We start from the raw sequence: 22,087 nt of genomic DNA on the forward strand, positions 1-22,087 counted from the left end.
AAGGAAATAGGATGCCGGCGAATAAGACGGGATTGCGGTGGCGAAACCGGCACGCGGACGTGCCGGCCGGCCGCCATCTTACTCCCCGGTGAACTCGGGCCGCCGGTGCGCCAGGAAGGCGGCCACGCCCTCGGCGTGATCGCGGCTGCCGGCGTAGGCGAAATGCGCGTCGATCTCGGCCGCCGTGAGCGGCGCGGGATCGGGCGACAGGCGACGGATCGTCGCCTTGTTGATCCGGGCGGCCAGCGGCGCGCCGGCGCAGAGGCGCTGCACGGTGGCGGCTACCTCGTCGTGGAGCGCGGACTCGGCCACCACGCGTGTGAGCAAGCCCTTACGCTCCGCCTCGGCCGCATCGAACACACGGCCTTCCAGCAGGATTTCCAGCGTGACGGCGCGCCCGGCCAGCGCGAGGAGCCCGCCCAACTCGCCGGGCGCCATCGGGAAACCCAGCCGGTTGATTGGCACGCCGAAGCGGCTGCCCGCCGCGGCGATGCGCAGGTCGCAGTGGCAGGCAATTTCCAGCCCGCCGCCCACGCAGACACCCTCGATCATCGCCAGCGTCGGATGCGGGCACGTGGCGATGGCCGCCAGCGCCGGGGCGAGGATCTCCGTGTGGTAGCGGCGCACCGACGCCTCGTCGCGCCGCACGACCGGAAACTCGGCGATGTCGGCGCCGGCGGCAAAATTGCCTTCGGCGCCCCGCACCACCACGCAGCGCAGCGACGTATCCGCCGCCAGCTCCGCGAAGCCCGTGGTCAGCGCCTGCCACATGCTGGTCGAGATCGCGTTGAGCTTGCCCGGATGCGACAGCGTGACCGTGGCCACGGCGCCGTCCCGCGCGAACGTGACGGTGCCGCCCATCAGTCGATCTTGGCGCCGGAGCGCTGCACCACCTCGGCCCAGCGCTTGATTTCGGCATGCTGGAACGTGGCGAACTGGTCAGGCGTGAACGCCGGCGTTTCCGAGCCGTTCTGGAGCCAGATCTGCTTCATTTCCGGCGAGTTCAGTGCCTTGGTGGTCTCGGTGTAGAGCCGGTCGATCACTTCCTTCGGCGTGCCCTTCGGCGCCCAGAGCGCGTACCACGTCGACACCTCGTAGTTTGGCACGCCCGCCTCGGCCGCCGTCGGCACGTTCGGGAAGGCCGGCGAGCGCTTGTTCGCCGCCACCGCCAGCGCCTTGATACGGCCCGCGCGGATGTGTTGCGCCGACGAGCCCAGGCCGTCGAACAGCATGTCCACCTGGCCGGCGATCAAATCCGACAGCGCCGGGCCGGCGCCCTTGTAGGGGATGTGCGTGATGAAGGTCTGCGTCTGCAGCTTGAACAGCTCGCCCGCCAGATGGTGCGACGAGCCATTGCCGGCCGAACCATAGTTCAGCTTGCCCGGATTGGCCTTGGCGTAGGCAATCAGCTCCTTGAGCGTGTTGGCCTGCACCTTGGTCGGATTCACCACCACCACCTGCGGCGGCTGGGCAATCACGGTGACGGGGATGAAGTCCTTCTCGATGTCGTAATCGAGCTTCTTGTAGAACGACGGGGCGATGGCGTGGTGCGCCCCGCCGATGAAGATGGTGTAGCCGTCCGGCGCGGCCTTGGCGGCGATGCTGGCGCCCACGGTGCCGCCCGCGCCACCGCGGTTGTCGATCACGAACTGCTTGCCGAGCTGCTTGGACAACTGGGCGGTCAGCGGACGCGCGAAGGCGTCGGTGCCGCCGCCGGCGGGGAACGGCACGATCACGGTGACCGGCTTGCTCGGCCACGTATCGGCCAGCGCGGCCGGCGCATACATCGACCCTGCCGACGCGGCGGCTACACCCGCCACGACCGCGAACGCACGCGCGCACGCGGTCAGATGGAACTGACGACGTTTCATGTACTGTCTCCTCTCTCTACTTGCTGCGGAAAGTCAATCGAAGTACTACATTCACCCGACAAAAATGCCTGGCGTCATCCGTGCCCGACCCAGGGGTCACAGCAGCTTGCCCACCGCACGGCTCATGCGGGGATTGCCATCGCCAAGGCGTGCCAGATTGTCATCCAGCGCCTCCGGCACGTAAAGATAATTCACCATCATGCCGCACGACTGGGCGCGGCCTTTTCGCGACAGGTCGGCAGCCCAGTTCAGCCGCTCCACGCAGGCGCCATTGCCCAGGTGGAAGCGCGCCACGGGGTCCGCCGGCTGCCCCGGCGCGCCCTCGCGCACGAGGTAGTGGGCGGCCAGCGTCAGCGCGGTATCGCGCACCACGGGGTCCGGCGCGTCGGCGGGCAGCGCGGCCAGCCAGCCGGCGCCATCCGTGGGCGGCGTGCCCTGGCGCTCGGTCCAGCGCGCCAGGCGCTTCTCGCCCAGGATCGTCACGATGGCGTCGCCGTGCTGCTTGCGCAGCCAGTCGGCAAACCCGGGCAGCGGAGACAGCGTGGCGAACTGTTTCAGCTTGGGGAACTCGCGCTGCAATTCCTCGATGACACGCTTCAAGAGGAAATTGCCGAAGCTCACGCCGCGCAGCCCGGCCTGTGTGTTGGAGATCGAATAGAAGATGGCCCACTTGACCCGGCGCAGGTCTTCCAGCGGCGCGGCCTCGTCAAGCAGCGCCTGCACGTTGGCCGCCATCTCGGGCACGAAGGCCACCTCGACGAAGATCAGCGGCTCGCGCGGCATGCGCGGATGGAAGAACGCGTAGCAGCGGCGGTCCGAATCGAGCCGGTTGCGCAGGTCGGTCCAGGAGGCGATTTCGTGCACGGCCTCATAGCGGATCAGCTTTTCCAGCAGGGAGGCGGGCGAGTCCCAGGTGATGGGCTGCAACTCGAGCAGGCCGACATCGAACCAGTTCGAGAACAGCGCTTCCAGGTCTTCGTCGAGCACGCGCAGGCCCGGCACGCGCTTGTGCCAGCGGAGCATGTCCGCGCGCAGTTGGATCAGGAAGTGCAGGCCGCACGCGCTGTTGTCGCTCTTGCCATGGTGCGCGGCCAGCCGCTTGAAGAAGCGGATGCGTGCGTTGGACAGCGCCTGCGACAGGCCGGACGCCGCGCCAGATTGGGAGGCCGATTGCGCGCTGCCCGACTTCGCGCCAGCACCATCGGCACCCGCCGCCACTTCGGCCAGCACCGTCAGCATCGCCTGGCGCACCGGCTCCGGCGCGGCCTCGTACTCGGCCTGCCACGCCTGTGCGGCGGCGTTGGCGGCGCCATCGGTCAGCCGGGCATCGAAACAGGGGCGAAGCTGCTCGCGCTGGCGCTTCATCGCGCGCGTGGAGAGCGCCGGGGCGTCAGCCTCCTCCGCCTTGGCACGCTTGGCCGGGGCGGTTTCCCCTTCGCCCTTGCGGCTCCACCAGCGGCCGAAGCGCGACAACAAGGTATCGCCGACCGGTTCCGTGGCTTCCAGCGGGGCGCTGACTTTCTGTTCGGCGGGATCGAGGGCGCTCATGAGACTCCTGCGGCGAGAACGTTGCGGAGAACGGGTGAGGCGGCGGCTGCGGACTCGGCAGGCTCCGGGGCCGGATCGGCACGATCCAGCGCCCGCAGCGCGCCGCGCTGGCGCAGCACGTGGGTCTTCATCAGCGCCTCGGCCCCTTCCGGGTCGTGCGCCTTGAGCGCGGAAAACACCGACATGTGCTCGGCGCACGATTCGTGAATCCGGCCCGGCAGCTTCAGGCTCTTGTGGCGCGACAGGCGCAGCACCTTGCGCAGGTCGCTGACCACGCCGGACAGCCAGCGGTTGCCGGCCAGGCGCTGGAGCGCCTCGTGGATCTGATAGTTGGTTTCGTAATAGGCGTCGATGTCGCCAGCCTGGGCGTAGCGCGCGAGGTCGGCGTGCAGGCCCTCCAGCGCGTCGAGATCGGCCTGCGTGACGTTGCGCGCGGCCTCGTAGGCGCAGCGGCCTTCGAGCAGCGCCATCAGCGGGAAGATCTCATCGAGATCCTGCTCGGTCAGCGCGTTGACGAAGCAGCCGCGCCGGGGCTCCAGCCGCACCAGCCCTTCGGCCGCGAGCACCTTGAGCGCCTCACGCAACGGCGTGCGCGAGGTGCCGAGCGAGGCGGCCAGCGCCACTTCGTCGATCCATGCGCCGGGCATCAGCGTGTGATCGTCGATCATCGCCCGCAAACGGTCTGCCACTTCGAGGTACAGCGCCTGCCGGATGATTCGCACGATGCCTCCGGTCTCGGGATGCCGGGGAAGACTGCCCACGCGGCGTATGCGCCGCAATAATTCATAATTATGGGGAGCGCCGGCAGCGTGGCAAGCGGTTTCGATGCTGCAATGCGGAAAGCGACAAAAGGCGTGGCGCGCAAACCTCGCCAGCCGTTTCGGAGACATTCGGGGAGTACAAATAGGTGCAGCGGACGACTTCCCCAGGCCTCCCTGCCGGGGAAATCGTCCGCGCCTGAAAGAACCGCCGTCGGACATCTCATCGCTTGCCGGCGTTCGTTGCCGACGTGCGTGGACCAGAGTGATTACCTGGCGCTGGCCCGCGCCTGCCCCCGCTGAAGCGTCCCGTTGGGACGCGGACTTTCCCGTTGCTTTTCTGCTGCGTGGCGTCATCCCGGTCGATGTCCTCCCTCGGTCCATCGCCGCGGGCAGCTTCGCCATGCCACCCGTCTTTTTGTAACAAGTCATAAAGCGAATACCGTGCCATCCTACTTAAGTCATTGATTTTATTGAGGTGGACGATTGACGACTTGTTACATTTCATGGAGCATGTAACAGGATGTTTCTCCGTCGTTACGACTGACCTCGACGCGCCAACACTCTCTGACTCGTCTATTCCGGCGTTTTGTGATGGACAGCCGTCAGCGCAGTGCCACAATGTGTCGCCCGGCGCACGAAAGGCCCGGGCAAATCGGTTGCAAATATGAAACGAGGGCGGTTGGCGCCAGAATGCCGACCCAGGACGCCCCGACGACCAGGGAGGTCAAAACATGGCATGGGATCACAAGGGCGAGCACTTCATCGGTGCGGGATCATCGGATTTTGGGCATACGCCCCCGCCGCCGGCACCGCTTCAGCTCTCGTTTACCGGATCGGGCTCGGAATACTTCCGTATCTGGATCGTCAACGCGCTGCTCACGGTGGTCACGCTCGGCATCTACTCCGCGTGGGCCAAGGTCCGCACGCTCCAGTATTTCTATCGCAACACACGGCTCGATGACGCCGCGTTCGACTATCACGGCAAACCGGGCGCCATCCTCAAGGGCCGCGCCATCGTGCTGGTGCTGGCCATGGTGGTCCAGTTCAGCGGCGTGGTGAGCCCGGTGCTGCCGCTGGTGTTCGCGGTGGTCTTTGCCGCCGTGTGGCCGTACCTGCTGGTGCGCTCGCTGCGCTTCCGCATGGCCAATTCGAGCTATCGCGGACTGCGCTTTGCCTTCACCGGCGGCGACAAGGAAGCCTACAAGGTGTTCCTGCTGTGGCCGATCCTGTCGACGCTGACGCTCGGCCTGCTGGCGCCGCTGGCGCACCAGCGCTTCAAGCAGTACCAGCACAACCACACGCGCTTTGGCACGGCACCGTTCGCGTTCGATGCCACGTCTGGTGACTTCTATGGCGTGTACCTGCGTACCGGCATGGTGACGGCGCTGTTCATGATCGTCGGCGCCGTGCTCAGCGCCATCGCCATCCCGGCCGGGGCCGATACCAAGGGCGGCGTGGCCATCGTGCTCGGTGGGACGGTCGCGTTCACCTACTTCGGCATCATGCTGACCGGCCCCTACTTCACGGCCAAGCTCCAGAACCTGGTCTGGAGCCACACCACGCTGGCCCCGCACCGCTTCGAGAGCCGCGTGGGCGCGGGCCGCATGATCTTCATCACGATTACCAACTGGATCGCCATCGCCCTCACCTGCGGCCTGTTCCTGCCGTTCGCGAAAGTCCGCTCCACCCGCTACCGCGTGGAATCGGTGACGATGTTCGCCGCCGGTCCGCTGGACGCCTGCGTGGCCGGCGAAGCCGAGCAGGTCAGCGCGCTGGGCGACGCCACCGTGGACTGGTACGACATCGACATCGCGCTCTGAGCGCGGCGCGGAGCATCGCCATGGTAGCGGCCCGGTATTTCGACACGCGCTCGTCGCGCGCCCATCCCGTCGTGCTGATCGTGCAGGGCGGGCAGGCCATCCTGCACGATGCCGAGGGCGTGGAGGTGCGCCGTGCGCCGCTGGCCTCGCTGCGGGTGTCCGAGCGCAACAAGCGGGCGCCGCGCCTGGTGACCTTCGATGACGGCGCGTACTGCGAGGTGGCTGACCACGCCACGTTCGAGGCCATGCTGGCCAGCACCGGCCACCGCGAGGGCTGGGTGTCGCGCGCGCAGAACAGCTGGCGGCTTACGGGCCTCGCCCTGCTGGGGATGCTGGCCGTCGTGCTGGGCGCCTATTTCTACCTGCTGCCGCGGAGCGCCGGGGTGCTGGCGTCGACCGTGCCGGCGTCCATCGAGGCGCAACTGGGCCAGGCCACGCTCGACAGCCTCGACCACGGCCTCGTGACGCCAAGCAAGCTGCCCGCCGCCGACCAGCAGCGGATTCGCGACAACTTTGCCGCGCTACGTCGCCCCGACGATCCCGACCACGCCTACCAACTGCTGTTCCGCCACGGCGACCGGCTCGGCGCGAACGCGCTGGCGCTGCCGGGCGGCACCATCGTGGTCACGGACGAACTGGTGGCCCTGATCGGCACCGGTGCCGGCATGATGGGCGTGCTGGCGCACGAGGCCGGCCACGTGGCGCAGCGCCACGGGCTGCAGCAGGTGATCCAGGCATCGGCCGTCGGCGCGCTGGCGGCGTACTTCTTCGGGGATTTTTCGACGGTGCTCGCCACGGTGCCGGCCGCGATGCTGACCATGCGCTATTCGCGTGACCATGAGCGCGAGGCGGACGCCTACGCGGTAGAGGTGATGCGGCGGAACCGCTTGCCGGTCTCCGCCCTTGCCGATGTGCTGGGCAAGCTGGAAGGCGCCCATGGCGGCAAGTCGTCGGACAAGTCCGAGGGCGATGCCAGCTTCTTCTCGACCCACCCGCTCACGCGCGAGCGGATCGAGGCCATCCGGGCCGCCGGGAACTGACGGCGATCAGCGCGCCGCGCCCGCCGCGGCGCCGTTGCCCTGGCGGCGATAGGCCCAGACCATCATCAGCACGCCGGCCAGCACCATCGGCAGGCTAAGCCACTGGCCCATCGAGAAATTCAGCGCCAACAGGCCGAGGAAGGTGTCCGGCTCGCGCGCGAACTCGGCCACGAAGCGGAAGCCGCCGTAGCCAATCAGGAACGCGCCGGACACCGCCCCCATCGGGCGCGGCTTGCGCGAGAACAGCCACAGGATGAGGAACAGCGCCACGCCTTCCAGCGCGAACTGGTACAGCTGCGACGGGTGGCGCGGGATGTTGTCGCCAGCCTGCGGGAAGATCATCCCCCACGGCAGGTCGGTCGGACGGCCCCACAGTTCGCCGTTGATGAAGTTGCCGATGCGGCCGGCAGCCAGCCCGCACGGGATCATCGGCGCGATGAAGTCGGTCACTTCCAGCCAGTGCCGGCGCCGCACCTTGCCGAACACCCACATCGCCACGAGCACGCCGAGGAAGCCGCCGTGGAACGCCATGCCGCCCTCCCAGACCTTGAAGATCTCGAGTGGATGCGTGAGGTAGTAGGTCGGCTTGTAGAACAGCACGTAGCCCAGCCGCCCGCCCAGGATCACGCCGAGCACGCCGTAGAACAGCATGTCGTCGAGGTCGCGCGTGGCCCAGCCGCGCGCGGCGATGTGCGGCTGGCGCACGCGCAGGCGGCCGAACCACAGGAACATGATGAAGCCGGCCAGGTACATCAGACCGTACCAGCGGATGGCCAGCGGGCCCAGGTGAAGCGCGACCGGGTCGAATTGCGGATGAACGAGCATGGCGGAGGAGAGGTATTTATATAGTGTCTGGGGTGATGCCGTCGGGGTCATGCTGCCTTGATACCATCGTCCTGCGACAGGCCGATGGCGGTGGCCAGCCCGGCCGCGATGTCGATGAACGACCGCAGCACCGGCGCCATCCCCGATTGCCCGGCCGAAGGCCCGGCGGCGCCTTCGCGCCAGACCAGGCCGGTCTCGATCAGCGGGCCGGCATCGCGCAGCGTCAGGTAGGACACGCCCGTACGCCGCAGGTTGCACAGCGATGCGGGCACCAGCGCCACGCCCATGCCAGCTGACACCAGGCTCACGATGGTCTGCATCTGGATGGCCTCCTGGGCAATCGCCGGCGTCAGGCCGTCCCGCGCATAGTAGCCCGTAATGATGTCATAAAACGCCGGCGCGCTACGACGCGGGAAGATGATCAGCGGCTCGTGCGCGGCGTCGCGCAGGGCGATTTCGGTCGGCGCAGGGGCATCGGCGGCGAGGCTGGCGGGCCGCCAGCCATCGGGCACGGCCAGCACCAGCGGCTCGCGCACCAGCGGCAGGTACGAGAGCCCGTGCGGCATCACGGCCAGTTGCGGACGGATGACAAGACCCGCGTCGATCGCGCCCTCGGCCAGCGCCTCCAGCTGGACGTCGCTGGTGGCTTCGCGCAGTTGCAGTTGCACCTCGGGGTGCCGAGCGCGGAAATGCCGCAGCAGCTCGGGCAGGATGCCGTAGTCGGCCGTGCTGACGAAGGCCAGCGCCAGCGAGCCCACCTCGCCCCGCGCCAGCCGCTGGGCCAGCCCGGGCAGCGCGGCGGCATCGGCCAGCACGCGGCGCACCTCGGGCAGCCACTGCTGGCCGGTGGGCGTCAGCATCACGGACCGGCGCGTGCGCGCGAACAGCTGCACGCCGATCTCCTCCTCCAGCGACTGGATCTGCTGCGAGAGCGGCGGCTGGGTCATGGCCAGCCGCCTTGCCGCGCGGCCGAAATGTAGCTCTTCCGCCACTGTCACGAAGTACCGCAGTTGCCGCAGGTCCACGCACGCTCCCGTTCGTCGCTGTGATAGGTTTTTCGACTCAATACAGGTCAAATAATATATTTGACATGATACTACGCAGGCGGCATCCTTCAGGCCACAAACACGGCAGGCCGTGGCATCGACCACGTCCGAGCCCGCCGCAAACTCCCCGGAGAGACCCCCACCATGGCATTCAACAAACGCTCGAAGCACATCACGCAAGGCGTGGCGCGCTCCCCCAATCGTTCGATGTACTACGCGCTCGGCTACCAGAAGGAAGACTTCGACAAGCCGATGGTGGGCATCGCCAATGGCCACTCGACCATCACCCCCTGCAACGCCGGCCTGCAGCGCCTGGCCGATGCGGCCGTGGACGCCATCAAGGCGTCCGACGCCAACCCGCAGATCTTCGGCACGCCGACCATCTCGGACGGCATGTCGATGGGCACCGAGGGCATGAAGTACTCGCTGATCTCGCGCGAAGTGATCGCTGACTGCATCGAGACCGCGGCCCAGGGCCAGTGGATGGACGGCGTGGTCGTGATCGGCGGTTGCGACAAGAACATGCCGGGCGGCATGATCGCGCTGGCGCGCACCAACGTGCCGGGCATCTACGTCTACGGTGGCACCATCAAGCCGGGCAACTGGAAGGGACGCGACCTGACCATCGTGTCGTCGTTCGAAGCCGTGGGCGAGTTCACCGCCGGCCGCATGAGCCAGGAAGACTTCGAGGGCGTGGAAAAGAACGCCTGCCCGTCCACCGGCTCCTGCGGCGGCATGTACACGGCCAACACCATGAGCTCGTCGTTCGAGGCGCTGGGCATGTCCCTGCTGTACTCGTCGACGATGGCCAACCCGGACCAGGAAAAGGTCGACAGCGCCGCGGAATCGGCGCGCGTGCTGGTCGAGGCGATCAAGAAGGACATCAAGCCGCGCGACATCATCACGCGCAAGTCGATCGAGAACGCCGTGACGCTGATCATGGCCACGGGCGGCTCGACCAACGCGGTGCTGCACTACCTGGCCATCGCGCACTCGGCCGAGGTGGAGTGGACCATCGACGACTTCGAGCGCATCCGCCGCCGCGTGCCGGTGATCTGCAACCTGAAGCCGTCGGGCCAGTACGTGGCCACCGACCTGCACCGCGCGGGCGGCATTCCGCAGGTGATGAAGCTGCTGCTGAACGCCGGCCTGCTGCATGGCGACTGCCTGACCATCACCGGCCGCACGCTGGCCGAGGAACTGGAAGGCGTGCCCGACCAGCCGCGCGCGGACCAGGACGTGATCCTGCCGCTCGACAAGGCGCTGTACGCGCAGGGCCACCTGGCCATCCTGAAGGGCAACCTGGCCGAAGAAGGCGCGGTCGCCAAGATCACCGGCCTGAAGAACCCGGTCATCACCGGCCCGGCGCGCGTGTTCGAGGACGAGCAAAGCGCGATGGACGCCATCCTGGCCGACAAGATCAACGCCGGCGACATCCTCGTGCTGCGCTATCTGGGCCCGAAGGGCGGCCCGGGCATGCCGGAAATGCTGGCGCCGACCTCGGCCATCATCGGCAAGGGGCTGGGCGAATCGGTGGGCTTCATCACCGACGGCCGGTTCTCGGGCGGTACCTGGGGCATGGTGGTCGGTCACGTGGCGCCCGAGGCGTTCGTGGGCGGCACCATCGCACTGGTGAAGGAAGGCGATTCAATCACGATCGACGCGCACCAGCTGAAGCTGGAGCTGAACGTATCCGATGAGGAACTGGCCAAGCGCCGCGCCACGTGGCAGCAGCCGGCGCCGCGCTACACGCGTGGCGTGCTGGCGAAGTTCTCGAAACTGGCCTCGACGGCCAGCAAGGGCGCCGTGACGGACTGACCCTGCCTGGGTCCCCGTCTCCCCTCTTCCGCCTGCGGGAGAGGGGAAAACTCTCTGCTTTCCCTGCTTTCTCTGCTACATCCCGCCCGGATCGCGCTCGATCTCCTCGAGCGTCGCATCCAGCCATTCCACCAGCCTCGCCTCCAACGCCTGCGTCAGCTCGCTGGCCAGTTGCGCGGTCAGCGGCGCCAGCCGCGATTGCAGCGTGGCTTCGGTATGGGCTTCCACCACCTGCGGCCACTCGGTGCGGAAACGCATCATCACGCGCGTCAGCAGTTCCGAGCGCACCGCGCGCAGGTCATCCTCACCCGGCAGAAAGGGCACCGGGTCGATCATCGGCGCTTCCGGATCGTCCTCCACCCCACCCTCGGTATCGCCGACTGACGACACCAGCCCTGACTCAGGCATGTTTGCCGTGTCGATGACCGTGCTGGCGGGCGTGTTGATCGACATGGAGGCATGCCCCGGCGGCGGCGCGAAGGCGGTCTCCGGCAGGTCGGGCAGGTCCACGACCTCGGTCAGCAACGGCACGCTGTCGTTCGGGCCCAGCCGCGGAATCACCCGCGAGGTGGTACGTTCACTCATGCGGATTCTCCCTTGGCGGACTGGCCAATGTCGTGGTGCGTGAGCGGATAGCCGCGCTCACGATAGAAGCGGTAACGGTCGCGCCCGGCGGCACGTTCGGCCTCGCCGGCCCCCACGACCTCGATCAGCCGCTCGAAGCTGGCGAACTGCGCCGGCGCCTCGGGCGACAGGTTGACGAGGATCTGGTGGTGCGGCACGCCCTCGAGCGTGGCGGCCAGGATGATCGGCGTCACCGCCGCGTTGGGGCTGTCCAGCCCGCAATGCGGCAGGAAGTCGAGCGGCGAGAACGTCCACAGCCGCGCATCGAGCTGCGTCAGCTGCTGTGCCGTGCCGTATACCACCACCTTCTGGCCCGCGCCGTACGCCTTGCGAACCAGGCGGCAGACGTAGGCCAGCGTGTCCGGCACGTTGCTGTGGAAGTCGATGCGCGTCATCCCGGCTACCTTTCCGTCGATTTACGACGCGCGATCCATCAGGAACTGCGTCAGCAGCGGTACCGGACGACCGGTGGCGCCCTTGGCCGCCCCGCTCTTCCAGGCCGTGCCGGCGATGTCCAGGTGGGCCCAGTCGTACTTTTCCGTGTAGCGCGCCAGGAAACAGGCCGCCGTGACGCTGCCCGCCGGGCGGCCGCCGATATTGGCCATGTCGGCGAAGTTCGACTTGAGCTGGTCCTGGTAGTCATCGTCCAGCGGCATGCGCCAGGCGGTGTCCATGGCCTTGCGGCCGGCGTCCAGCAGCTGGTCGGCCAGCAGGTCGTTGCGCGCGAAGAGGCCGCTGTTCACGTGGCCGAGCGCGATGATGCAGGCGCCGGTCAGCGTGGCCACGTCCACCACGGCGGCGGGCTTGAAGCGTTCCACATAGGTCAGCGCATCGCACAGGATCAGGCGGCCTTCGGCGTCCGTATTCAGGATCTCGATGGTCTGGCCGGACATGCTCGTCACCACGTCGCCCGGCTTGGTGGCGATGCCGCTGGGCATGTTCTCGCAGGTCGGGACCACGGCCACGACGTTGACTTTCAGGCCCATTTCGGCCACGGCCTGGATCGTGCCGAGCACCGAGGCGGCGCCGCACATGTCGTACTTCATCTCATCCATGCCCTCGCCCGGCTTCAGCGAGATGCCGCCGGTATCGAAGGTGATGCCCTTGCCCACCAGCACCACCGGGGCCTGCTTGGCGGCGGCGCCGTCGTAGCGCAGCACGATGAACTGCGGCGGCTCGACGCTGCCCTTGGTCACGGCCAGGAAGGCGCCCATGTTCAGGGCCTCGATCTGCTTGCGGCCCAGGATCTCGGCCTTGAGCTTGTGGCGCTTGGCCATGGCCCGGGCGGTATTGGCCAGGTAGGTCGGGGTGCAGATGTTGGACGGCAGGTTGCCGAGGTCGCGGGTCAGCTCCATGCCGTTGGCGATGGCGGTACCGCGCACCACGGCCTGGGTGGCCTGCTTGGCGTCGGCGGCATCCACGGCCAGCACGATCTTGCGCAGCGACGACTTGTCCGTGCCCACGCCCTTGGGCGGGCGCTTGAGTTCCGGATGGCGCTCCAGCAGGCGGTAGCCGGCGTCACGCACCAGGGTGATGGTGGTGATCACGGCCCAGGCCACGTCGCGCTGGGCCGGCGGCTGCTGGGCCAGGCACCAGAGGGCGGATGCGGCCCGCGTGCCGGACAGCGCACGCACGGCGGTGCGCACGGCCTCCACGAAAGCCTTGTCCGAGAACTCGGCTTCCTTGCCCAGGCCCACCAGCAGTACGCGGGCGGCGCCAATCCCGGCCACTTCGTGCAGCATCAGCTGGGTGCCGCGCTTGCCCTCGAAGTCGCCCTGCTTCACCAGACGCGCCACCAGCCCCTTGGTGGCGACATCCAGTGCCTTGGCCACACCAGCCAGGCTCTGGCCCTCGAACAGGCCAACCACCAGGCAGTCGGTCTTCGTGGCCAGGAAACCATTTTGGCCGGCTTTGCTCCAATCCAGGGCTTTTGTGCTAAATTCCATCGCGCTTCCTTCAGGGGCTCGTCGAAAAGAAAGGCCCCATTATCCGCGATTTTCATCCGCGATCTGCCGCCGCCGATCCGCCACGCTGACAGCCCGCGGTCCTGCCAGTCCCTCGGCCCCCGGTACATCGCCCGCTCCGGCCGGCAGCCGGAAGCGATTCCGCATGATCTTTCAACAAGCCCTGCGACGCGAGCTCGCCTACACCGCCGGCGCGGTGTTCCTGGTGATGCTGACTTTCATGCTCACGTCGCTCGTGATCCGCATCCTGGGGATGGCCGCCAATGGCAAGGCCAGCCCCAACGACGTGCTGATGCTGATCGGCCTGGCCACCATCGGCTATTTGTCGATCCTGCTGTCGGCCACGCTGTTCATCTCCACGCTGATCGTCCTGACCCGCTGGTACAAGGACTCCGAGATGGTGGTGTGGTTCTCGGCCGGCATCTCCCTGCGCGACCTGATCAAGCCGGTGCTCCAGTTCGCCGCGCCGTTCTTCGTCATGGCGTTGCTGCTGGGCATGTTCGCGTGGCCGTGGGCCAACCAGCAGAGCAGCCTGTTCCGCGACCGCTTCCAGCAGCGCGGCGTGCTGTCGATGATCGCCTCGGGCCGCTTCATCGAGCCGGCCAACGGCAATTACGTGCTGTTCATCGAGGGCATCGACGCGGACATGAAGTACGCGCGCAACGTCTTCGTGGCCAATGCCGAGGCGGGCAAGATCGGCGTGGCGTTGTCCCACCAGGGCCAGTTCCAGACCATGCCGAACGGCGACCGCCTGGTGGTGATGGAACACGGCCGGCGCTACGCCGGCACGCCGGGCCAGCTCGACTACCGCATCCTGGAATTCGACCGCTATGCCGTCAAGGTGGACAACAAGCCACCCGAGAGCGAGAGCGACATCCCGCCCAAGTCCCGCGACACGATCGACCTGATCCGCAATCCCACCCGTGAGAACCTGGGCGAACTGCTCTGGCGTGTCTCGCTGCCGATCCTCGCCTTCAATTTCGTGATGATCGCCATTCCGCTCGCGTACGTGAACCCGCGCCTGGGCCGCTATACGCCGCTCGTCTTCGCCGTGCTGATCTACCTGACCTACAGCAACATGATCAACCTGGCGCAGGCCTGGGTGCGCTCCGGGACGCTTTCCTTCTGGATGGCGCTCTGGCCGATCCACGTGCTGGCCTTCCTGGGCGCCGTGGGCATGTTCCGATACCGGCAGAACCGCAGCCTGGGCGGCTGGCGCGCCGTGTTCGGCATGCGCCGCAAGGCGCCCAAGGGGAGCCAGGCATGAGGATCCTCCAGGTCTACGAGCGGTATTTCGGCCGCCTGATCTATGGCGTGTTCGCGTTCATCCTGTTCGCGGTGCTGTCGCTGTTCGTCTTCTTCGACTTGCTCAATGAGCTGGAGAGCGTGCAAGGCGGCTACACCTCGCTGGTGGCGTTCTTCCACGTCATGCTGGAAGCGCCCACCCGGGTGTACGAGGTGCTGCCGATCGCGGTGCTGATCAGCGCGATCTACGTCTTCTCGCAACTGGCCAGCCAGTCGGAATACACGATCTTCCGCGTGGCCGGCCTGAACACGCGGCAGGCGTTGTTCTCGCTGTTCAAGCTGGCCGTGCCGCTGGCCGTCGTCACCTTCATCTTCGGCGAATTCATCGGCCCCGCGGCTGAGCAATACGCCCAGAAGGTGAAACTGGAGGCGATTGGCGCCACGGTGTCGGCGGGCTTCCGCTCCGGGGTCTGGGTCAAGGATCGCGACAAGGACACCACGCCCGAGGGCGCCGGCGGCGAGGTCACCCGCTTCGTCAATGTGCAGGGGCTGAAGCCGGACCAGACCATCAACGGCATCACCATCTACGAATTCGACCAGCAATACCGCCTGCGCGTGATCCGCGTGGCCAAGGAAGGCCGCTACCAGGGCGGTCAGGCGTGGCAGCTCAATGACGTCAACGAAACCCGTTTCATCGAGCTGCCCCACCCCGACGGCGCCAAGGGCGACGCCCTGGCGCCGGACTTCCGCGCCGAGCAGGCCAAGTTCCCGAACATGGTGATGCACTCGGAGCTGACGCCGCAGATCCTGTCGGTGCTGCTGGTCACCCCGGAGCGGATGTCCACGCTCGACCTGTTCCGCTACATCCGCCACCTGCGCGACAACAAGCAGGACACGCAGCGCTATGAAATCGCCTTCTGGAAGAAGGTGGTCTATCCGCTGACGCTGTTCGTGATGGTGGCGCTGGCGCTGCCGTTCGCGTACCTGCACGCGCGCGCCGGCGCGGTGGGCGTGAAGGTGTTCGGCGGCATCATGCTGGGGCTGTCGTTCCACTTGTCGAACACACTGTTCTCGCACGTCGGCCTGCTGCACACCTGGCCGCCGATCGTCTCGGCGCTCGTCCCCGGCACGCTCTACCTGGCCCTGGCGCTGAGCGCCCTGCGCTGGGTGGACCGGCATTGACGGCCGTGGCCACCACCGGCCTGGTCCTCTTCGCCCACGGCGCGCGCGACGCGCGCTGGCGCGAGCCCTTCGACCGGCTGCAGGCCAAGCTGTCTGCCCTGCTGCCGGACACCGCCGTGCGGCTGGCCTTCCTCGAACTGATGGAACCGTCGCTGCCCGTGGCGCTGGCCGAACTGGCCGGCGTTGGCGTGGCGGAAGTCACTGTCGTACCGGTGTTCTTCGGCCAGGGCGGCCACATCCGCCGCGACCTGCCGGCGCTGATCGACCAATGCCGGGCGCAATTTCCGGCGATGCGGATTGGCTGCGCCACGGCGGTGGGCGAGGCCGAAAGCGTGCTGGACGCGATTGCGGCGTACTGCGTGGGGGCGGTGGCAACAACACCATCGCGGCAATCGCCGATAGGGGAATGATCTGAAGACACGTCCATCAGCCATCACCGATGGACGTGCCAATTGCCTGCAATCTATCGGCTGCCGCCAACAGGCACCGACTGCATCGGCATCATGTTCAGGTTGGCGTTGTGCATGACCCACAACGACCCCGATACGACAATGGCGATCAGGAACACGGTACACGCAAAGATGGCCGTGTTGCCCCGCTGGCCCTTGCGCGGGCCCAGGTGCAGGAAGAACACCAGCTGCACCAGCAACTGGACGATACACAGCGTCACGATCATCAGCAGCCCCGCGCGCGGCGGCAACAGCTCGCCCATCACCGCACCGAACGAGATGAACGTCAGCACCAGCGAGAGCACGTAGCCGGTCAGGTGGCTGCGCAGGCTGCCATGGTCATCCTCATGCGCATGTCGTTGGTTGGCCATCACAGGAACTCCCGCAAGTAGACGATGGTGAAAACGCCGATCCAGACCAGGTCCAGGAAGTGCCAGAACAGGCTCAGGCAGGCCAGGCGACGACGCACGATGTCATCGAGACCGAACACCTGCACCTGGTTGACCATCACGATGATCCAGAGCAGCCCGGCGCTGACGTGCAGGCCGTGCGTACCCACGAGCATGAAGAACGCCGACAGATAGGCGCTGCGGTTCGGGCCTGCGCCCTCGTGCAGCAGTTCGTGAAACTCGAAGATCTCCATGCAGACGAAGGCGGCACCGAGCGCGAACGTCAGCACCATCCAGCGGATGACTTCGTTGGGGTTGCCCTTGCCGTTCCGTACCTTCTGCATCGCCACGCCGAAGGTGAGGCTGCTGGTCAGCAGCAGCACCGTTTCGCCGAGCACGAAGCGCAGATCGAACAGTTCGCGTCCGGTCGGGCCGCCGGCCGTGCCGTTGACGAGCACGCCAAATGTCGCGAACAGCGAGGCGAAGATCAGGCAGTCGCTCATCAGGTACAGCCAGAAGCCAAGCGTTAGGCTGCCTTGCGCCTGTTCGGCGTGATGCGCGTGATCGTCATCGTGCGCATGCGCGGCGTGGGTCTCGTGGTGCGGTGCCTGCGCGGCGTCTGCGCGCAGTTTCAAGGTCGTCGTCATGATCAGTTGGCCCCCTTCAGTTGCGCAAAGCGGGCGCGCTCGATGCGCTCCACTTCGGCGGCCGGGACGTAGTAGTCCACATCGCGGTCATAGGCGCGGGCGATGAACGTGCAGATCATCGCGGCCAGGCCAAAGCCCGCCATCCACCAGATGTGCCAGACCAGGCCAAAGCAGAGCACCAGCCCGAACACCGAGACGATGAAGCCCGCTGACGTGTTGCGCGGCATGTGGATGTCTTCGTACGCGGCAGGCGCCACGTAGGCGCGGCCCGCTTCCTTGTCATCCCAATGCTGTTCCAGCGACGTGATGTGCGGGACGTGCGCGAAGTTGTAGAACGGCGCTGGCGAGGCAGTAGCCCACTCCAGGCTCCGGCCGTCCCATGGATCGCCGGACAGGTCGCGGTTCTTGTTCCGGTCGCGCACGCTGACGAACAGCTGCCACAGGATCGCCAGGATGCCGCAGCCGATGACCACCGCCCCCACCAGGGCAACGATCAGGTAGGGCTGCCAATCGGGATTCTCATAGTGGTTCATGCGGCGCGTCATGCCTTGCAGGCCCAGCGCGTACAGCGGCATGAACGCCAGGTAGAAGCCAATCAGCCAGCACCAGAACGCGACCTTGCCCCAGAACTCGTTCAGCGTGAAGCCGAACACTTTCGGGAACCAGAACGTCATGGCCGCCAGGCAGCCAAACACCACGCCGCCGATGATCACGTTGTGGAAGTGGGCAATCAGGAACAGGCTGTTGTGCAGCACGAAGTCCGCGCCCGGCACGGCCAGCAGCACGCCGGTCATGCCGCCCACGGCAAACGTCACCATGAAGCCAATCGTCCACAGCGTCGACGAATGGAAGCGGATGCGTCCGCGGTACATCGTGAACAGCCAGTTGAACAGCTTCACGCCGGTCGGAATCGAGATGATCGACGTCATGATGCCGAAGAAGGCATTGACGCTGGCGCCCGAGCCCATGGTGAAGAAGTGGTGCAGCCAGACGAAGAACGACAGGACACCGATGGACGATGTGGCGTACACCATCGACGTGTAGCCGAACAGCGGCTTGCGCGAGAACGTGGCGATGATCTCCGAGAACGCGCCAAAGCAAGGCAGGATCAGCACGTAGACCTCGGGGTGGCCCCAGATCCAGATCAGGTTCACGTACATCATCGCGTTGCCGCCAAGCTCGCTGGTAAAGAAGTGCATGTCCAGGTAGCGGTCGGCGGCCAGCAGCGCCAGCGTGGCGGTCAGCACCGGGAAGATGGCGACAATCAGGATGTTGGTGATCAGCGCGGTCCACGTGAACACCGGCATCTTCATCAGGTTCAGGCCCGGTGCGCGCATGCGCAGGATCGTGACGATGAAGTTGATGCCGGTCAGCGTGGTGCCCAGCCCCGATATCTGCAGTGACCAGATGTAGTAGTCGACGCCTACCGTGGGGCTGTAGCCGAGCCCGCTCAAGGGCGGATAAGCGACCCACCCGGTGGCCGCGAAATCGCCGACGAACATCGACATCATGACCAGCACCGCGCCCATCGCCGACATCCAGAAACTCAGCGAGTTGACGAACGGGAACGCCACGTCGCGCGCGCCGAGTTGCAGCGGCACGATCACGTTCATCAAGCCGAGGATGAACGGCGTCGCCACGAAGAAGATCATGATCACGCCATGCGCGGTAAAGATCTGGTCGTAGTGATGCGGAGGCAGGTAGCCGGTTGCCTCGCCCACGGCGATGGCCTGCTGGGTGCGCATCATGATGGCATCCGCAAAGCCGCGCAGCAGCATGACCAGCGCCAGGATGATGTACATCACGCCGATGCGCTTGTGGTCGACGGAGCAGATCCACTCTTTCCAGAGGTAGGACCATTTGTTGTAGTACGTGATGGCGCCCAACAGCGCGGCGCCGCCCAGCAGCACCATCACCAGCGTGCCCATGATGATGGGCTCGTGCAGGGGGATGGCGTCGAGAGAGAGTTTTCCAAGCATGATGATTAGCGCTCCAGGGTCTGCTGCTGCGCCGGGAGCGGCGGCATGTTGGCGCCGGCAATGGCGCTGATGGTCACCGGGCTGTCAGCGCGGCAGATGTCGCCATTGCTGGCCATGTACTGGTCCACCACGCCCTGGAACAGGCGCGGATCGACCTTGGCGTAGAGCGTGACGGGGTCCTTGCTGCTGGGTTGCTCCAGCTTGCGGTAGGTCTGTTCGTCAAGCATGTGGCCCGATGCCCGGGCGCGCTCGATCCACGCATCAAACTCGGCCCGCGACGTGGCGACGGTGCGGAAATGCATGTCCGAGAAACCGGCGCCGCTATACGCCGCGGACCGGCCATCGAACACGCCAGGCTTGTCGGCAATCAGATGCAGCTTCGTCTGCATGCCGGCCATGGCGTAGACCATGCTGCCCAGGCGCGGGATGAACAGCGCGTTCATGGTCGATTCGGCCGTGATGCGGAAGTTGATCGGCGTCCCCACTGGCACGGGTAGCTCGTTCAGCGACGCCACGCCGTATTGCGGATAGATGAACAGCCACTTCCAGTCGAGCGCCACCACGTCCACTTCCAGCGGCGCCACCTTCGATTCGATCGGGCGGAACGGGTCGAGCTTGTGCGTGGTGTCCCAGATGATGATGCCGAGCAGCGCCACGATCACGCACGGAATCCCCCACACCACCACTTCAATGCGGGTCGAATGCGACCAGCGCGGCGCGTACTCGGCCTTGGTATTGCCTTCGCGGTACCGCCACGCAAACACCAGCGTAAGGATGATCACGGGGATCACCACCATCAGCATCAACGCCGTGGCCAGCACGATCAGGTCCCGCGTTTGCACGCCGATGGACCCGCTGGGGTCAAGCAGATCCCACGAACAACCGGCCAGGCTTAGCGGTAGCGCGGCGAGGGTCAGCCAACGCCAGAGAACAGGAGAAAGGAAACGGGGAGACTTTCGCCGACGGACGCCCCGCGTATCGGCCACACGCACATGCATAACAACCACCTTCGCAAGAAAAACGGGTTATCCGGTTTTGTATGGATTTACCCGAACCGCGAGGCATGCTAATGTAAGACAACGCCCATACAAGAGATTTCTATGCCGAATCAACACTCGAACGAGGCACCCGCCCGGCTCGACTGGGCCCGGCCACTTCGAGAAGGAAGCGGATCGCGATACCTTCAGATCGCCGACCTGATCGAGACGGCGATGCAAGGCGGGAGTCTTACCCCGGGCGACCGCCTGCCCTCGCAGCGACAGCTCGCGTCCCTGTTCGGCGTCGACCTGACGACCGTGACCCGTGGCCTGAACGAGGCGGCCCGACGCGGTCTTACCGTCGCCCGTGGCTCTCAAGGGACGTTCATTGCGCTACCGGCTTACGAGTTGTCCCAGGCCGTGGATCTCAGCATGAACGTGCCACCTCCGGCGCCCGGCATCGATGTCGGCGAGATGCTGCGACGGGGAATTGGGCAACTCACCCTGCGCGCGGATCCGGCACTGTTGATGACCTACCACCTGGGTGGCGGCACGACAACCGACCGGTCTGCCGGCGCGCGTTGGCTAGCGCCGATGCTGGGCTCGGTCGCCGAGGACGACGTCGTGGCATGCCCCGGTGCGCAGACGGCGTTGGCAGCCCTGATCATGGCTGGCACGGAACAAGGCGGCGCGATTGCCGCCGAGCCCTTGATTTATCCCGGGGTCCGGGCCGCCGCATCGCAACTCGGCAGGCGCATCGTCACGATTGCGGTCGATGGCGACGGCATGCGCCCAGACAGCCTGGAAGCGGCATGTCAGACGGAAGGGGTCCGGCTGGTCTACCTCAATCCAACGCTACAGAACCCGACGACGCATACGATGCCCGAGGCACGACGCCGAGACATCGCCCGTGTCGCGGAGCGGCAGGGCATCCTGATTATCGAAGACGACCCCTACTGGCTGCTCACACCTGATGCGCCCCCACCTATCGCTACCCTGGCGCCGCAGCAGACCGCCTATGTCTCGACGCTCTCGAAGTGTCTGAGCCCGGGGCTGCGGACCGCGTATGTGGTCGTGAAGGATCCGACCGTTCAGAACGCGATGCTGACCGCGCTCCGGGCCATCACGCTGATGGCGTCGCCGCTGGCGACGGCGCTCGCCACGCAGTGGATCCTCGATGGTGCCGCGAAGACGCTCCTTGACGGCATTCGGACGGAGGCTGACGCGCGGCAGCAAATCGCCAGACAATGGCTGGCGGGCTTCGATGCCAACCCTGCCTTGGGCATTCATATCTGGCATCCACTGCCGAGCTACTGGACATCGGCAGACTTCACCCGGACCGCGCGTTCCGAAGATCTTCGCGTGACCGGCGCCGACGCTTTTGCGGACGGCACGTCCGTGCCAGGTGCCATCCGGATTTCACTCGGTGGGGTCGCCGAACGCGGGCAGTTGTCGCTTGCGCTCAAGAAGCTGTCAGGGCTTCTCGCGCGAAGGCCGGCGCGCGACACATTTCAGGTCATTTGAGACGTCGGCTCAGTCCGCTCAAACCGTTCCAGCCTCCGATCGTGAGTCCGCCTGGCTCAGCGCCTGACGGACAAACCAGTTCGATGGCTGAGCCTACCGCAATCCATACAACTACATAGTTTGTATGCATTCAAGCCAATGATAATCCGTATATTCTGCGTCGATGTACGGATTTGCAAACCGGATTCGTGATCGGCGATGAACCAAAAAAAGCCAGAGCATTGAACTAACCCCCAGAAGTTGGACGGTTGATGGCTAGGCCGGAAAGGGCTGAGTCCTGTATTGCACGGGACTCAGCCCTTTTAGTTTGAGCTTGATGCGGTCATGATTGTAGTAGTGAATGTATTGGCGCAGTCCATCCTGCAGTTGCTCGATGCT

Annotated in this window: 21 protein-coding genes; 7 read left to right on the top strand and 14 right to left on the bottom strand. The window is 66.1% G+C overall.

All coding sequences use genetic code 11. The features are described from left to right. Positions 1-78: 78 nt before the first annotated feature. The 4 genes from AC1DFU_RS18205 to AC1DFU_RS18220 all read right to left on the bottom strand — a co-directional run bounded on the left by AC1DFU_RS18205 (position 79) and on the right by AC1DFU_RS18220 (position 4,141). On the bottom strand, positions 79-861 hold the full coding sequence (locus AC1DFU_RS18205) for an enoyl-CoA hydratase/isomerase family protein (protein WP_441590729.1): 783 nt from the start codon (positions 859-861) through the stop codon (positions 79-81). After that, a complete protein-coding gene (locus tag AC1DFU_RS18210) occupies positions 861-1,871 on the bottom strand; it encodes a Bug family tripartite tricarboxylate transporter substrate binding protein (RefSeq protein ID WP_092290752.1) in 1,011 nt (336 codons plus the stop codon). The genes AC1DFU_RS18205 and AC1DFU_RS18210 overlap by 1 nt, the downstream gene beginning before the upstream one ends. Before the next feature lie 96 nt (positions 1,872-1,967). Beyond that, positions 1,968-3,419, bottom strand: coding sequence for a malonyl-CoA decarboxylase domain-containing protein (locus AC1DFU_RS18215; RefSeq protein ID WP_092290754.1), 1,452 nt, complete (start codon positions 3,417-3,419; stop codon positions 1,968-1,970). Beyond that, positions 3,416-4,141, bottom strand: a complete 726-nt coding sequence (locus AC1DFU_RS18220) for a GntR family transcriptional regulator (protein ID WP_255370682.1) — start codon at positions 4,139-4,141, stop codon at positions 3,416-3,418. Before AC1DFU_RS18220 ends, AC1DFU_RS18215 begins: the two co-directional genes overlap by 4 nt. 770 nt (positions 4,142-4,911) lie before the next feature. On the opposite strand from AC1DFU_RS18220, the gene AC1DFU_RS18225 reads away from it, so the two are divergent. Together AC1DFU_RS18225 and AC1DFU_RS18230 are read left to right on the top strand one after the other, a co-directional pair. Then, positions 4,912-6,000 (top strand): YjgN family protein, encoded by a 1,089-nt coding sequence (locus tag AC1DFU_RS18225; RefSeq protein WP_441590731.1) that lies wholly within the window; start codon positions 4,912-4,914, stop codon positions 5,998-6,000. Positions 6,001-6,020: 20 nt separating this feature from the next. Then, positions 6,021-7,040 (top strand): M48 family metallopeptidase, encoded by a 1,020-nt coding sequence (locus AC1DFU_RS18230; RefSeq protein ID WP_441590733.1) that lies wholly within the window; start codon positions 6,021-6,023, stop codon positions 7,038-7,040. A gap of 6 nt (positions 7,041-7,046) precedes the next feature. Here AC1DFU_RS18230 and lgt read toward each other — a convergent pair whose 3' ends face one another. After that, the gene (gene lgt / locus AC1DFU_RS18235) at positions 7,047-7,865 is read right to left on the bottom strand and encodes a prolipoprotein diacylglyceryl transferase (RefSeq protein ID WP_441590758.1); all 819 of its coding nucleotides are present in this window, start codon (positions 7,863-7,865) and stop codon (positions 7,047-7,049) included. 47 nt (positions 7,866-7,912) lie between these two features. After that, positions 7,913-8,890, bottom strand: coding sequence for a LysR family transcriptional regulator (locus tag AC1DFU_RS18240; RefSeq protein WP_092290763.1), 978 nt, complete (start codon positions 8,888-8,890; stop codon positions 7,913-7,915). A 165-nt stretch (positions 8,891-9,055) separates the two neighbouring features. Here AC1DFU_RS18240 and ilvD point away from each other — a divergent pair, with 165 nt between their 5' ends. Beyond that, positions 9,056-10,729: a dihydroxy-acid dehydratase gene (gene ilvD / locus AC1DFU_RS18245; protein ID WP_092290765.1), complete on the top strand. Its 1,674-nt coding sequence runs from the start codon at positions 9,056-9,058 to the stop codon at positions 10,727-10,729. A gap of 75 nt (positions 10,730-10,804) precedes the next feature. Here the strand turns inward: ilvD and AC1DFU_RS18250 are convergent, their stop codons facing one another. Genes AC1DFU_RS18250 through AC1DFU_RS18260 form a run of 3 tightly spaced genes read right to left on the bottom strand, consistent with a single transcriptional unit; the run spans position 10,805 to position 13,299 of the window. Then, positions 10,805-11,314, bottom strand: coding sequence for a hypothetical protein (locus AC1DFU_RS18250; protein WP_092290767.1), 510 nt, complete (start codon positions 11,312-11,314; stop codon positions 10,805-10,807). Next, positions 11,311-11,748 carry a DNA polymerase III subunit chi gene (locus AC1DFU_RS18255; protein WP_092290769.1) on the bottom strand — a complete coding sequence of 146 codons (438 nt, stop codon included), beginning with the start codon at positions 11,746-11,748 and terminating at the stop codon, positions 11,311-11,313. Before AC1DFU_RS18255 ends, AC1DFU_RS18250 begins: the two co-directional genes overlap by 4 nt. 21 nt (positions 11,749-11,769) lie before the next feature. Next, positions 11,770-13,299, bottom strand: coding sequence for a leucyl aminopeptidase (locus tag AC1DFU_RS18260; protein ID WP_441590736.1), 1,530 nt, complete (start codon positions 13,297-13,299; stop codon positions 11,770-11,772). Positions 13,300-13,462: 163 nt separating this feature from the next. Here AC1DFU_RS18260 and lptF point away from each other — a divergent pair, with 163 nt between their 5' ends. From lptF to AC1DFU_RS18275, 3 genes are read left to right on the top strand one after another with little or no spacing between them, the layout of a single operon-like run. Beyond that, positions 13,463-14,584 (top strand): LPS export ABC transporter permease LptF, encoded by a 1,122-nt coding sequence (lptF, locus tag AC1DFU_RS18265; RefSeq protein WP_092290773.1) that lies wholly within the window; start codon positions 13,463-13,465, stop codon positions 14,582-14,584. Further along, positions 14,581-15,744: an LPS export ABC transporter permease LptG gene (gene lptG / locus AC1DFU_RS18270; protein WP_092290775.1), complete on the top strand. Its 1,164-nt coding sequence runs from the start codon at positions 14,581-14,583 to the stop codon at positions 15,742-15,744. The genes lptF and lptG overlap by 4 nt, the downstream gene beginning before the upstream one ends. A 5-nt stretch (positions 15,745-15,749) precedes the next feature. Beyond that, positions 15,750-16,154 (top strand): sirohydrochlorin chelatase, encoded by a 405-nt coding sequence (locus tag AC1DFU_RS18275; protein ID WP_369825672.1) that lies wholly within the window; start codon positions 15,750-15,752, stop codon positions 16,152-16,154. 53 nt (positions 16,155-16,207) lie between these two features. On the opposite strand, the gene cyoD is transcribed toward AC1DFU_RS18275, so the two are convergent. From cyoD to cyoA, 4 genes are read right to left on the bottom strand one after another with little or no spacing between them, the layout of a single operon-like run. Then, positions 16,208-16,564, bottom strand: coding sequence for a cytochrome o ubiquinol oxidase subunit IV (cyoD, locus tag AC1DFU_RS18280; RefSeq protein ID WP_441590739.1), 357 nt, complete (start codon positions 16,562-16,564; stop codon positions 16,208-16,210). Beyond that, positions 16,564-17,229: a cytochrome o ubiquinol oxidase subunit III gene (gene cyoC, locus AC1DFU_RS18285; RefSeq protein WP_092290781.1), complete on the bottom strand. Its 666-nt coding sequence runs from the start codon at positions 17,227-17,229 to the stop codon at positions 16,564-16,566. Before cyoC ends, cyoD begins: the two co-directional genes overlap by 1 nt. 2 nt (positions 17,230-17,231) lie before the next feature. Next, positions 17,232-19,208 (bottom strand): cytochrome o ubiquinol oxidase subunit I, encoded by a 1,977-nt coding sequence (gene cyoB / locus AC1DFU_RS18290; RefSeq protein ID WP_092290783.1) that lies wholly within the window; start codon positions 19,206-19,208, stop codon positions 17,232-17,234. Between the two features lie 5 nt (positions 19,209-19,213). Continuing rightward, positions 19,214-20,206, bottom strand: a complete 993-nt coding sequence (cyoA, locus tag AC1DFU_RS18295) for a ubiquinol oxidase subunit II (RefSeq protein WP_092290785.1) — start codon at positions 20,204-20,206, stop codon at positions 19,214-19,216. A gap of 102 nt (positions 20,207-20,308) precedes the next feature. Between cyoA and AC1DFU_RS18300 the strand changes: the two genes are divergently transcribed. Beyond that, complete coding sequence (locus AC1DFU_RS18300) at positions 20,309-21,709, top strand: aminotransferase-like domain-containing protein (RefSeq protein WP_441590742.1); 1,401 nt, start codon at positions 20,309-20,311, stop codon at positions 21,707-21,709. A 255-nt stretch (positions 21,710-21,964) separates the two neighbouring features. Here AC1DFU_RS18300 and AC1DFU_RS18305 read toward each other — a convergent pair. Beyond that, a partial coding sequence (locus AC1DFU_RS18305) for an IS3 family transposase (protein ID WP_441590760.1) occupies positions 21,965-22,087 on the bottom strand: 123 nt, incomplete at its 5' end.

The organism is Cupriavidus sp. 10L45, from assembly GCF_056395225.1.

Excerpts from the sequence above, each read along its gene's own strand:
- AC1DFU_RS18205 (WP_441590729.1), bottom strand. The coding sequence starts at position 861 with ATGGGCGGCACCGTCACGTTCGCGCGGGACGGCGCCGTGGCCACGGTC.
- AC1DFU_RS18210 (WP_092290752.1), bottom strand. The coding sequence starts at position 1,871 with ATGAAACGTCGTCAGTTCCATCTGACCGCGTGCGCGCGTGCGTTCGCG.
- AC1DFU_RS18215 (WP_092290754.1), bottom strand. The coding sequence starts at position 3,419 with ATGAGCGCCCTCGATCCCGCCGAACAGAAAGTCAGCGCCCCGCTGGAA.
- AC1DFU_RS18225 (WP_441590731.1), top strand. The coding sequence starts at position 4,912 with ATGGCATGGGATCACAAGGGCGAGCACTTCATCGGTGCGGGATCATCG.
- AC1DFU_RS18230 (WP_441590733.1), top strand. The coding sequence starts at position 6,021 with ATGGTAGCGGCCCGGTATTTCGACACGCGCTCGTCGCGCGCCCATCCC.
- lgt (WP_441590758.1), bottom strand. The coding sequence starts at position 7,865 with ATGCTCGTTCATCCGCAATTCGACCCGGTCGCGCTTCACCTGGGCCCG.
- ilvD (WP_092290765.1), top strand. The coding sequence starts at position 9,056 with ATGGCATTCAACAAACGCTCGAAGCACATCACGCAAGGCGTGGCGCGC.
- AC1DFU_RS18250 (WP_092290767.1), bottom strand. The coding sequence starts at position 11,314 with ATGAGTGAACGTACCACCTCGCGGGTGATTCCGCGGCTGGGCCCGAAC.
- AC1DFU_RS18255 (WP_092290769.1), bottom strand. The coding sequence starts at position 11,748 with ATGACGCGCATCGACTTCCACAGCAACGTGCCGGACACGCTGGCCTAC.
- AC1DFU_RS18260 (WP_441590736.1), bottom strand. The coding sequence starts at position 13,299 with ATGGAATTTAGCACAAAAGCCCTGGATTGGAGCAAAGCCGGCCAAAAT.
- lptF (WP_092290773.1), top strand. The coding sequence starts at position 13,463 with ATGATCTTTCAACAAGCCCTGCGACGCGAGCTCGCCTACACCGCCGGC.
- lptG (WP_092290775.1), top strand. The coding sequence starts at position 14,581 with ATGAGGATCCTCCAGGTCTACGAGCGGTATTTCGGCCGCCTGATCTAT.
- cyoD (WP_441590739.1), bottom strand. The coding sequence starts at position 16,564 with ATGGCCAACCAACGACATGCGCATGAGGATGACCATGGCAGCCTGCGC.
- cyoC (WP_092290781.1), bottom strand. The coding sequence starts at position 17,229 with ATGACGACGACCTTGAAACTGCGCGCAGACGCCGCGCAGGCACCGCAC.
- cyoB (WP_092290783.1), bottom strand. The coding sequence starts at position 19,208 with ATGCTTGGAAAACTCTCTCTCGACGCCATCCCCCTGCACGAGCCCATC.
- cyoA (WP_092290785.1), bottom strand. The coding sequence starts at position 20,206 with ATGCATGTGCGTGTGGCCGATACGCGGGGCGTCCGTCGGCGAAAGTCT.
- AC1DFU_RS18300 (WP_441590742.1), top strand. The coding sequence starts at position 20,309 with ATGCCGAATCAACACTCGAACGAGGCACCCGCCCGGCTCGACTGGGCC.